9 protein-coding genes are annotated in these 12,530 nt (G+C 49.4%); 5 read left to right on the plus strand and 4 right to left on the minus strand.

The genetic code is table 11. The features are described from left to right. Positions 1 to 13 precede the first annotated feature (13 nt). The 4 genes from C557_RS24175 to C557_RS0110105 form a co-directional block, all read right to left on the minus strand. Positions 14 to 2,023 (minus strand): OmpL47-type beta-barrel domain-containing protein, encoded by a 2,010-nt coding sequence (locus tag C557_RS24175; protein ID WP_018751744.1) that lies wholly within the window; start codon positions 2,021 to 2,023, stop codon positions 14 to 16. 1,111 nt (positions 2,024 to 3,134) lie between these two features. Then, positions 3,135 to 3,800, minus strand: a complete 666-nt coding sequence (locus C557_RS0110095) for a ribulose-phosphate 3-epimerase (RefSeq protein ID WP_018751745.1) — start codon at positions 3,798 to 3,800, stop codon at positions 3,135 to 3,137. Then, positions 3,797 to 4,753, minus strand: a complete 957-nt coding sequence (locus tag C557_RS0110100) for a ribokinase (protein WP_018751746.1) — start codon at positions 4,751 to 4,753, stop codon at positions 3,797 to 3,799. Before C557_RS0110100 ends, C557_RS0110095 begins: the two co-directional genes overlap by 4 nt. Beyond that, on the minus strand, positions 4,753 to 5,916 hold the full coding sequence (locus tag C557_RS0110105) for an MGH1-like glycoside hydrolase domain-containing protein (RefSeq protein WP_018751747.1): 1,164 nt from the start codon (positions 5,914 to 5,916) through the stop codon (positions 4,753 to 4,755). Before C557_RS0110105 ends, C557_RS0110100 begins: the two co-directional genes overlap by 1 nt. Before the next feature lie 287 nt (positions 5,917 to 6,203). Here C557_RS0110105 and C557_RS0110110 point away from each other — a divergent pair, with 287 nt between their 5' ends. The 5 genes from C557_RS0110110 (at position 6,204) to C557_RS0110130 (ending at position 12,507) form a co-directional block, all read left to right on the plus strand. After that, on the plus strand, positions 6,204 to 7,400 hold the full coding sequence (locus C557_RS0110110) for an ROK family transcriptional regulator (RefSeq protein WP_018751748.1): 1,197 nt from the start codon (positions 6,204 to 6,206) through the stop codon (positions 7,398 to 7,400). Positions 7,401 to 7,451: 51 nt separating this feature from the next. Next, positions 7,452 to 9,221 carry an L-fucose isomerase gene (locus C557_RS0110115; RefSeq protein WP_018751749.1) on the plus strand — a complete coding sequence of 590 codons (1,770 nt, stop codon included), beginning with the start codon at positions 7,452 to 7,454 and terminating at the stop codon, positions 9,219 to 9,221. A gap of 140 nt (positions 9,222 to 9,361) precedes the next feature. After that, a complete protein-coding gene (locus C557_RS0110120) occupies positions 9,362 to 10,660 on the plus strand; it encodes an ABC transporter substrate-binding protein (protein WP_018751750.1) in 1,299 nt (432 codons plus the stop codon). Between the two features lie 126 nt (positions 10,661 to 10,786). After that, complete coding sequence (locus C557_RS0110125) at positions 10,787 to 11,662, plus strand: carbohydrate ABC transporter permease (RefSeq protein ID WP_018751751.1); 876 nt, start codon at positions 10,787 to 10,789, stop codon at positions 11,660 to 11,662. Continuing rightward, positions 11,659 to 12,507, plus strand: coding sequence for a carbohydrate ABC transporter permease (locus C557_RS0110130; protein ID WP_018751752.1), 849 nt, complete (start codon positions 11,659 to 11,661; stop codon positions 12,505 to 12,507). Before C557_RS0110125 ends, C557_RS0110130 begins: the two co-directional genes overlap by 4 nt. The last annotated feature ends 23 nt before the right edge of the window (positions 12,508 to 12,530 follow it).

Consider the following 12,530-nt stretch of genomic DNA (forward strand, 5'->3'; position numbering starts at 1 on the left):
CTTTTCTCCAATCTTAAGGATTGATCAGCGTAATGATTTGTAAGAGATTCCCGTTCTTGTCATATTGGTAATCAAAAATCACTTTGCCATTCGACTCGATATAGTCCAGTCTTCCAGCGGCATCATACTTGTAGTTATAGTTTTTAGATACACCTTTAGTGACCGTATTGCTCGGACCGGAATAATTTCCAGCGACATCCTTGGCCTTCACGGTAAACGTATAGCTGGTTTGCGGATCCAGGTTTGTGATTTCATAAGCGAGTTTTCTTGTCTCACCTATGAGCTGACCATCCATATAGATTTCGTAGCTGACGCTGCCTTCATCATCGGTAGAAGCCTTCCAGGACAGTTTCATGCCGGTTGGCGTTGCATTTGTACCGACCAGGTTGGCAGGGGTGGACGGGCTGTTTTGATCACCTGGCACGTCCGGAATCACTTGGATAGCATTCAACCGGTTCAGCAGAGATTCTTGATCGAGTTCCTTTAATTCACTAATTAAGGTGACGGCCGCATTGACATCCGACTGAAGCTTTGATGCCTCAGCTTTTTCAACTGCTTGGATGGCCTCGACCAGTGTTTTCTGGTATGAATCTGCATCGATTACTTCTACTGCTTCAATGGATATATTCCCGACCTGATCTATTGTTCTTGCATAGACGATCACCGCATTCTGACGGTTAACGGTAAATGGTGTCTCATACGCTGTCCATGCACCCTGATCCCCCATTTTGTATTCCGTCCGGCTCACTCCGCTAAGTATATCCGTTCCCGGCGTTACCGTGATATTGGCCTCTGATCCGCTCGGATTCAAAACACTTTCAATCATTGGTTCCGTCGGAGCTGTCATATCTATTCTTGGTTCAGCCAAGACCTCTTCACTGATGTTACCTGCTGCATCAACAACCCTCGCATACACCTTTATGCCTTCATTTAAAACGGTGATGGGAGACTTATAATCAGCCCATGCCCCGGTATCCCCGATCTTACACTGAATCTTATAGGAGATACTTCCAGTTGAGTTGTTCGGATTGTTGATAGTCGCGGTAACATTCTGGCTTGTCCAGTCCACAGGGCTTAACGTGATAGCTGGCTCTACCGGCTTGGTCCTAGTAATTTTAGCCACTGCGGTTGCTTCTCCGCTCACATTCCCTGCTTTGTCCATGGTACGGGCATAGACGGTCGTTGCCCCTTCATTAGTCACTGAAAAGGGCATCGTATAATCGGTCCATGCTCCTGAACTACCAATCCGATACTGTGATTTCAGCACGCCACTCATGGCATCTTGCCCACTAGTTACAGTGACCGAAATATTTTTGGACGTATATCCGGTCTCACTCAATGTAATGGAAGGCTGCGTTGGAGGTGTACGATCAATATTTCCATTGAATTGAGCAACCTTTCCCGTATTACCGGCATTATCTATCGTCCTGGCGTAAACGACGAGGTTCTCCTGGTTTACGGTTACCGGATCGGTGTAATCGGTCCATGCCCCACTATTTCCCAGCTTGTATTGGCTTCGGTTTACTCCACTTCCTCCATTATCTGTTCCGTGTTGGAGCGTAAAAGTTTTATTACTGCTGCTCCAGTTTCCATCCATGCTAATTGTTGGCTGGTTGGGCGCAAGTTTATCGATGTGGACCACGCCTGTACTAGCTGAACCCACATTACCAGCATTGTCTATCGTTCGGCCATGGACGACACTCTCACCATTAGCCGATATGTTGAACGTTCCCGTATAGGTTTGCCATCCTATATTAGTCGCTCCTGTCACGGCGATTTCACTTCTTAATACGCCGGACTGGCTGTCAGCCCCGTGGCTGCTGATGCCTACCGTGACGTCCGTATTACTCCAACCCGATCGGCTAATGTATACGGCTGGTCCTGTTGGGCCTGTTTTGTCTATGTACGCAATGGAAGTGCTCACCCCACTGACATTACCCTCTGCATCCACTGCCCTGGCACTAATCGTAGTCTGTCCGGGGTTGGTAATCGGTATCGGGTTGTTATATACTGTCCATCCCAAATTATGAGCTCCTTGAAGGCTGTACTCATACCTGGTAATTCCACTGGTGTCCGTACTCCCACCAATCGAAACAGAGACATTGCCTTGGGTGTATCCCGATGGGTTAACAGAAATTACAGGATTAGTAGGAGGGGTTACATCTCTATGATAGATTTCCACAGTGATAGTCTTTATAAGATTAGATTCATTGGTTCTAAAGTAAGTTGTAATCCTTTCTGTGACAGAAAGATCATTGTTTGTGGAGAGCAAATAGGAAGCAGAACCGCCCCTGCCCCCTCTTTTAATTGTTTTTCTCACCATAACATCAGTGTCACCAGACTTTACTGCTTCAACATAATAACTACCAATATCTCTATCCGTGTAGTCGTATATAAGATATGAGGTATAAGTCCAAGAGAGATCTATCCTGTAATTCTTCAGTTCACTTCTGGGGATATTTGTTGAATAATGCAAGTACACTTTATCTTTGTAGTTCAATAATTTATGAGTTTTTTTATAAATCGATTTCCACTCACCTGCTGCTTCTGCTTTATTGCTTGTCATATATAATGAAACTAATGATATACAAAATATTGCGATAAGCATGAGGCACACTTGTCTGTTTATTCTTTTTCTAGTCATACTGCTCCCCTTTCTAATCAAGACTCAATAAAATTGTAATTTTGTTCAATTTCGATATGCATGCCTCCAATATAATCCAAAGACCTGCTTCTTTAGATTTATTTATGATCCACTCCCACCATCATCTATCCTCCTAATTTCACAAAATATAAATAGTATTATTATCCCATTTTTTGCTTTTGCATATAGCGAAAAATGTCGACACTTGGTTTAGATATATGAAGTTACTAATTTTGTCGTTTTTTGCAACATGAAAACAATCAAAAAATGGATAGAGCTCAGACCTTGTCTGAAACCTCTATCCAACAGTTATTTTGCACTAAGTCGCTTAGCTTCCGTATCTATTTGACTGAAGACCTGGTCCACGATCAGTTGATCGCTTCTTGAATCATAGTCCCCGTCCACAACAAACAAAAAGCGACACTCATCCTCTCAGGAGATAGGTGTCGCCTTTTCTAGTAGATTGCCACATAGATAGTATATTTTGCGGTCACTGCACCGGAACATCCAGCTTATCGCGGAAGGTCTGAATTTGCGCTGCATTGATCTGTTGCTGGCTATAGGCTACCGAGGTGCCTAGCACGAAGACGTTGGCCCCGTACTCGCGGCAGAGCCGGGCACTGTCCAGACCGATGTTGCCATCGACCATAATGTCCTTGTCCGGACCGAGCAGCTCGCGAATCTCCTTGATCTTCAGCGCCGTGTGCTCCAGGAACTTCTGCCCGGCAAAGCCAGGCTCTACCGTCATGACCAGGACGTAATCAACGTACTGATGAAGATGCTGCAAGAAGTCGATCGAGCCGTGCGGATTAATGGCAATCCCGGCTTGCTTGCCGCTCTCGCGGATTTGGCGTAAATAACGAATCGGCGTATGAGTCGCCTCGATATGAAAGCAGACATGCGTACAGCCTGTATCCAGCACCAGCGGAATGGCCATATCCAGATTGCTGACCATCAGGTGAGCATCCACTGGAACGGACGACTTCTCGGCCAGCATCCGCAGTTGGTCAAAGCCCAGCGTAATGTTATGCACGAAGTTGCCATCCATAATATCGGCATGAATGAAGTTCGCCCGAATGTGCGCTGCATCCTCCAGCGCTCCCTTCAGGTTAAGCTGATCCGCACACATGATTGATAAGGATAATTTGTTTGTCACTTGACGTAACCCCCTTCCCGAGCTTTGGCGAACATCGCATCCGCCTCTGCTCCCGTTGGCAGCGAAGCAGCCGCACCGGAGCGGGTCACTGCAATGGCTGCTGCCACGTTCGCATAATAAATGGCCTGATCCAGCGGCATGTTTCGGGCCATGCCTAACGTCAATGCGCCCATGAAGCAATCTCCTGCCGCCGTGGTATCGACCACATGCCCCGCCTCGCGGTAGGCAGGGAAGTTTCGGATATCCTGGCCATCATACAGCATCGCGCCATGCTCTCCACGCTTGAGCAACACCCGCTTGCTCCCTGTAGCCTCATACAAGTAACGGCAAGCTTCACGCGCCGCTGCTTCCGTATCTACAGCAAAGCCCGTCCACTGAGCCGCCTCCGTCTCATTCGGGCTGAACACGTCTACATCCCGAAATTCACTAAGCTCGATCTCACGCACAGGTCCTGCGTCCACGATGATGACCTTGTCCTGCTTTCGGCCGTGATATAGCAGTTGCTCAATTAAGGAAAGGCTGCATTCCAGCTCCATGGATAAAAAGGAGAACGACGACAGTTGATCGACAATTTCGTTAATATCCGCCTTGGTAAAAGCATTGTTCGCACCCAAGTACGATAAAATCGTATTCTTGCCACCGGGTTCAACCATGATATAGGCTGCTCCCGTACCAACATGCTCGTCCCGCTTCACGAGCCGGGTTCCGATTCCTTCAGCCTGTAGCGCACTTAATACAAGACCGCCGCTGCTATCTTGTCCCAGCTTGCAGCAGAGCTGCACGTCCAGACCCAGCCGCTGCAAGGCAATAGCCCGGTTGGAGCCCTTGCCGCCAAGTCCGGTACGCTGTCCCGCCACTACCAGCGATTCACCCTGATGCGGGATGCGCGGAATCTGGAGCACGACATCGATGTTCGCACTTCCAGCCACCAGCACTTGATGCCGGGCTGACATCAGAGCTGCTCCAGCTCATCCACGGCCTGGATGAAGGACTGTGCTTGCTCCTGCACCAACCGTTGATAGGCTCCGTACACATTGGTCGCGCTGACGACGAAGCTGTCCAGCTTGCTGTAGCCTTCATTTAAGCACTCGAAGATGCCGTCATTCACAAAGCTGTCTGCTACATCCTTCAAGGCTTGCGCTGCAAGCTTGCCATCCTTCTGAGCCAGACACCAGATCACCCAGCCGCTGGCCGTCGCCCAATAAGCTCCATTTTGGTATTCCTCATGCGGCACATCGATGAGCAGACGCTCCCAGTATTCCCCTTGCAGCAGATGGCGAATTTGGCCCTTGTAGGCATAAGCCTCGTAGTTATCATGCAGGAAGGTCAGGAGATCCTCATAGATGTCATCCGCCGGGAAGCCAATGTACAGCAGATACGCGATGCCCCAGATGTCCAGTTGCTTGCACTCGTCGGTAGCCGCATAGAAGCCTTTTCGAGACGAATCGTAGAGCTTGAAGATGCTCTGTTCAATCGCAGCCGCCCGCTCACGATAGGACTTGGCTACAGCCGCTTGTCCATACTTCTCGTGCAATTCCTGCAAAAAGCGGCAGGCCCGCCAGAAGAGCAGCGATTCCATGAACAGCTCGCCCGTCTTGCCAATGGTATCGGTAAATCCATATGGAGAATGCGGCTTGGCCGGATCATTGTAGACAAGCCCATCGCCACTAAGCGGAATCAGCGACATGCCTTGGTCCAGAGCCCTGACCCACTTGCCGAACAACTCCCGAGCTTCCCCTTCCTCCAGAGCTTTAAGATAGAAATACACCACAAAAGCCAGGAACGGTGTATTATCCAGATTGGCCTCCCCTACCGGCTTCTCTACCACACCTGCGGCATAGACCCCTAATCCGTCCGCATAAATACGGTCAGGCAGCCACCCGTCCTCACGCCGCCCTCCTATAACGAAATCTACCGCAGCCCGGATATCCTCCGGCTTGAGGAAATCGAAAGCGTATTCAACCATATAAGCAAAATCGCGCACCCACAGCGCATCATAACTAGCAATCCCGTCAGGGGTAAACAACTTCGTACCATCATGAGCCACCTTGATACAGCCTTGAATTAATTGATCGGATTTCTGCGCAAGTAATTGCGCCAGTTTGTGATTACTCATCTAGTCACCGTCCCAATGATAGCGTTTTAGGCCTTACGAGAGTCATTGTAACATAAACCAAATAGTTTTCAATAACACATTTAAAAAACACTTTAGTAAAATGTATTTACAAAACTTTTTGTTCTTGCTATACTGGCATCATCAAGCCCGATCAAACACAATGCCGCAGTAAGAAATGAGCCAATGAAAGCGTACCTAAAAGCGAAAAATAATGCCTGCTCTATAAGAAGAAGGTAGATTTGCTTATAATTAAGAGGGCGTATTATTTTTGCAAAGGGTGAAATGGATTGGGAAAGAATAACTCCAAAATTTTAAAAGAAGCTAATAAGTATTTGGTCTTGCAATGTATATCCAGCTACCAGCCAATCACCGTTGAGGATATTGTGAAGAAGACGAATTTGAGCCGGCCTACGGTTATTAATTCAGTTAAGGAATTAACCGATGACCATATCATTATCAAGGGTGGACTTGCTGAGTCCACCGGAGGCAGAGCAGCGGCATTGCTCGCTATTAATTCAGATGCATACTACGGCATCGGGGTTGACTTTGAATTCCCGCAAGTTCGGATAGCGATGGCTAACTCCAATGGCAAAATTTTAGCCTCGCACCACTATCATTGTCCGCTCGACAGCTCGGTGCAATACATCACCGATCGCCTATCCGATGAAATTGCCCGGTTGATTGACGAATCCGGTGTAGATCGGCTGAAGATCGAAGGTATTGGCATCGGTATGTCCGGCGTGGTTGACAAAAATAACGGCTTGTCTATCTTTATTGAACGGATTAACGGTTGGCATAACGTAGACATCAAATCCATTCTGGAAGATCGCCTTCATCTACCAGTTTATGTGCGCAATGATGTTCATTTGATGGGACTGGTAGAGCAGCGCTTCTATCTATCTGCAGAGAATCAGGACTTTATCTATATCGGGCTGCGCTCTGGCGTAGGTAGTGCAATCTTCATGAAGAACGGAATCTATGGCGGAGAGAATGGCAACGCAGGCTTCATTGGTCAAATGATTCTCGATGTCAGCGGACCGGAAGGACTTGGCGGCCCCAAGGGCAGCTTGAATGTATTTGCCAGCGAACTTAATCTGATTCGTCGTTATCGCGAGGGAAGCGGGAATTCCGCTTCGGCCCAGCAGTCTCCACTACGGCTGGAGAACTTGGTTCAGCTTGCACAAGAAGGAGATGAGCGGGCCTCCTCCCTATTGCAAGAAGCAGGCCATTACCTGGGACTTGCTCTGGTGAATCTGGCACGCATTTTTGAAATCCCTAACTTTGTAATTGGCGGCTGCCCGAACCTGGAGGGTTCGGTCTTGCTCAAGTCCTTGCAAGAGACGGCCGGCGAATTATTGAAGGAACACTTTAATCGACTAAGCATCGTGCCTGGTCAATTACTGGAACACGAGTATGCGTTAGGCGGCTGCTATTTAGTGTTTGATCATATCTTCCATAAACCAAGATTGAAGCTCCAAATATAACAGTACGTTATATTTGGATGCTGACCTAACGACAGCAAGGAGACATCAGTGATGGATAATAGAATTCGAATCGGTATCAGACCGGTCGTGGATGCTCGGGTCGGCAACGTCAGGGAAGCGCTTGAACCGCAAACGCTCTCAATGGCTCAAGCGGTAGCCCGGTTGCTAAGCGAACAGCTTCATTACAGCGACGGTTCACCTGTAGAGTGTGTTATTGCCTCTACTTGCATCAGCAGCATCAAGGAAGCTCGCCAAGCGGACGAGCAGTTCCGGCTTGAAAATGTATGCGTTACCATATCAGTAACACCCGCTTGGGCCTACGGTAGTGAAACCATCGATATGGACCCGTATCGCCCGAAGGCAATTTGGGGATTCAACGGCTCCGAGCGCTCCGGTGCCGTTTATCTGGCGGCAGCACTAGCCGCACATAATCAGAAGGGGCTGCCTGCCTTCGGCATTTACGGCCGCGATGTACAAGACAAGGATGACGACAGCATTCCCGAAGATGTACAGGCCAAGCTGCTGCAATTCGCTCGCTCGGCCATGGCCGTCGCGCAAATGCGCGGCAAATCATATCTGGCTATTGGCTCTGTCAGCATGGGTATTGCCGGCTCCATCGTCAACGAACCCTTCTTCCAGCAATATCTGGGCATGCGCAATGAATACGTAGATATGAGCGAGATCAACCGCCGGATTCAACTGGGAATCTTCGATCAGGAGGAATTCGAGCATGCACTCGCTTGGACCCGACAGCATTGTCTGGAAGGCACCGATTACAACGAAGCAGCTACTCAATTCTCCCGTGAACGCAAGGATGAAGTCTGGGCGTTCGTCGTGAAGATGACCTTGATTATGCGGGATCTGATGGCTGGCAATCCGCAGCTGGCTAAAGCGGGCTTCACAGAAGAAGCATTGGGACATGAAGCCATTGCCGCTGGATTTCAGGGGCAACGACACTGGAACGATTACTTGCCCAATGGCGACTTTTCCGAAGCGATTCTAAACAGCTCGTTCGACTGGAACGGCCGCCGTGCTCCTTATGTGATGGCTACTGAGAATGACAGCCTGAATGGCGCCTCCATGCTGCTGGGGAGTTTACTGACCCATACTGCGCAGGCCTTCGTGGACGTCCGGACCTATTGGAGTCCGGAAGCCGTGAAGCGGGTCGCTGGATATGAGCTTGAGGGCTTGGCCGCTGGCGGCGTCATTCATCTGAAGAACTCTGGCTCTGTTGCACTGGATAGCTGCGGTGAACAACAAATTGATGGCCAGCCGGCGATGAAGCCACATTGGGACATTAGCCAGGATGAAGTGGACCGATGCTTGCAAGCCACTACCTGGCATGCTGCCCATCAAGGATATTTCCGAGGCGGCGGCTTCTCCAGCCGTTTGCTGACCAAGGGCGGGATGCCGATTACCTTCTACCGGATCAACCTGGTTGCCGGATTAGGTCCGGTGCTGCAAATTGCCGAAGGTCATACGGTAGATTTGCCAGAGCATGTACACGAGCTGCTGGATGAGCGCACCGACCCATCCTGGCCAACCGCTTGGTTCGTGCCTAAGCTCACCGGAAAAGACGCTTTCCGCGATGTCTATGCCGTCATGGATAACTGGGGCGCTAATCATGGCGTATTCAGCTACGGGCATATTGGCAGTGATCTGATTACCCTCGCCGCCATGCTGCGGATTCCGGTCAACATGCACAATGTACCGGAAGAGCGGTTATTCCGTCCAAGCTACTGGAAAGCCTTTGGCCTGGAAAATAGCTCGGTGGGCATGGACTATCGCGCTTGCTCGCAATTAGGGCCACTCTACAGCTAAATAAGCTAACATAGCTCTCTGAAGTCTTGAAGTTTCCATCATCTAAATCATTACGGTGTACTTTGCGGGCCAGCGTATCGGCCGAGCGCAGCCCGCAACTCACATATATGCTTTGCTCACAAAAAGGGAGGAATCGCATCATGAAGAAATGGTTATCTGCACTCATTGTAGTTATGCTGACCGTCACAGTGTTAACTGCATGTGGAGGCAACAGCCAGAACGCTGCCGAACCAGGCAATCATCAGGGCACACCCAGCAATGAGAACATCAAGCTTGAATTTCTGTCTTTGAAGCAAGAACAAGCAAGCCAAGCAGCATTCACAGAAATTATCAAGCGTTTTGAAAGCGCAAACACCAATATTAAAGTCGAAATTCAAACGATGAACGCTGATCAATTGAAGACGACGCTGCGTGCCAGAGCCGCTTCCGACGAAATGCCGGACCTCGTAACCTGGATGAAAGAAATCGATACGGAATATTTGCTCGACCTGAAGGGAGAAAGCTATCTTGGCAATCTTAATGCCGAGAGCATCAACGCGGCTAACGCCATTTATAATGATCAGGTTTATGCGATGCCTATTGATAATGGGTATATCGGCTTCTACTACAACAAGACTGTCCTTGCTGACAACAACCTGGAAGTACCAACTACCTTGACTGAAATGAAGCAAGTTGTTGAGGCTCTGAAGGCCAAGGGGATTCCTGCCTTCGCTACAGGCTCGAAAGACTTGTCCGTGGCCTACATGCCACTGATTGCCCTGTTCGCCGAAACGGTCTTCGGACGCAACCCGAACTGGTCGGCAGAACGTGATGCCGGAAATGTAAGCATCGCTACCGACGAAAGCTGGAAGCTGGCATTCGACCTGCATAAGGATTATGTATACGGATACAGTGATGTCAATGGTTCCTTCAACATCGGCTACGATGATGCCAACGCCATGCTCGCTCAAGGCAAGGCTGCGTTCTATGGCAACGGTTCATGGGCGCTGGAGCCGATTCGTCAGGTAGGACCCGACGCAGATATCGGCCTGATGGCCTTCCCGATCTCGGATAATCCTGACGAATCCAAGCTGCTTGTATTCCCGGACACTTCCTTGTCCATCATGAAAAATAGCAAAAACGTGGATGCCGCCAAGAAATTCCTGGAGTTTGTAGCTTCGCAAGAAGCAGGCCAAATCTGGTCCGAGAATGTAAAAGTATCTTCCACCGTCAATGGCGTCAATGTGGATTATGATCCGATTGCCGCTGATATCAACCAATACATTTCCAGCGGTCAGTTCACTCCATATGGCGACCGTGTACTGCGCTCCGTGTTCACAGACAAGCTGTGGGAGGATTTCTCCAAGTATATGCTGGACAGAACGGACTGGAATACGTTAGCCAAAGATTTGGATGCCGCATGGGACAGAGCCAAGGAAGTTGAAGCTTCCGGACAATAAAACTACAACAACACCATGTTTGCGCGGATGCTTTTCCGGGGGCCAGGCATTATTCTTTCCCGCCCCCGGGGCATTCAGCTTTAGGCCACGTACAAATGAATGCTAGTGGCAAAAGGAATGATACTGATGAAGCTAAAAGGCCCGAATATGTTCTATTTTCTCATATTGCTGCCCGCCTTGTTGCTGTTTACTATCTTTTTTATCATCCCCGTAGTGCAGAGTCTGGCCTTGTCCTTCACAGACGCTTACGGTATGAGAACCAACTACAAGTTCATCGGCTTGGACAACTATATTGCTGCCTTCAAGGATAGAAGCTTCATCGATACGATTAGTGCAACGCTGAAATTCACCATCACCGCCGTGCTTCTCGGCAACGTGGTATCCCTTATTCTGGCCTTGTTGCTGGATACGAAAATTCGTGCCAGAAGCTTCCTGCGTTCCATCTTTTTTATCCCGAACGTAATGAGCTTGCTGGTGGTAGGTTATGTATGGTCGTTTGTGTATAGCGATGCCTTGCCGGACCTGTTCGCCGCGCTCCAATTGCCGGCTTCGTGGCAGGCCTCGATTCTGGGCAACCCCGATATTGTTATCTATGCGCTGGCCGTTACGGCAGTATGGAACGTAGCCGGTTATTACATGATCATTTATCTGGCAGCGCTGCAAGGCATATCCGATGACCTGATGGAAGCCGCTAAAATCGACGGAGCCCGCACCTCGGACATCCTGTTCAAGATCAAGCTGCCGCTCATCTCTCCGATCATTGTGATGTGTTTGATTTTGTCAACCGCAGCTCATATCAAAATCTTCGAATTGCCGTTCACCATGACCTCCGGCGGTCCGGCGGGCTCTTCGATGACTATGGTGCTGAAAATATACAATACGGCCTTTAGTGCCAACCAAACCGGGCTTGCAACAGCGCAATCGACCATCTTCTTCCTTCTGATTGCCGGCATTACCTTGATTCTGACCAGACTGATGAAATCCCGGGAGGAGAAAATATGATGAAAACTGCCGGCGAGAGCAAAAGACAAGGGTGGCGTCAAGCAGGACTGTACGCATTAGTATGGCTATTGGCAATCCTTTTCTTCGCTCCTATCGTAATTGTGGTTCTGAATTCCTTTAAGACGAAGCCGGAGATCATGGTGTCCACTATTGGACTACCGGCGAAGCTCAATTTCGACAACTATATCACGATCTTTACGAATAATGATTTCCTATCCTCCCTATGGTTCAGCCTTGTTGTAGTGGCCGCTACCACCACACTTACCGTTGTGGTCTCATCCCTGGCGGGATATGCGCTGGCCCGTTGGAAGAGCAAATTCTCCAGCGGCATCATGCTCGTCTTCATGACCACCTTGTTCGTACCCTTCCAGGTCTATATGGTGGCCCTGATCGTCATTGCCCGTCAGCTCTCGCTCACTGGTTCGCCCGTGGGGCTGATCCTGATCTATATTGCCCTCGGGATGCCCGTACCGATCTTCTTGTACCGGAGCTACACCGCCACAATGTCCAAGGAGATTGAAGAAGCTGCCGCCATCGACGGATGCAGCCGCATTCAGATGTTCTTCCGGGTTGTATTCCCGCTGATGAAGCCGATCACGGCCACCGTAGCTGTGTTGAATGCGCTATGGGCCTGGGGAGAATTCCTGGTTGCGTTCCTCGTCTACGGCAATCACAAGCCGATGACCATCCCGCTGTCTCAGCAATACTTCTATGGCAGCTATAATCAGCAATGGAACTTGATCATGGCCGGATTTGTGATCTCCACGATTCCGATCATCATTTTCTACATTCTGATGCAGAAACATATTGTTAAGGGCATCGCCGCTGGCGCCGTCAAGGGATAACTTTACAAGTTGAACTAAACGAT

The organism is Paenibacillus sanguinis 2301083 = DSM 16941 (assembly GCF_000374825.1).
Classification (GTDB): domain Bacteria; phylum Bacillota; class Bacilli; order Paenibacillales; family Paenibacillaceae; genus Fontibacillus; species Fontibacillus sanguinis.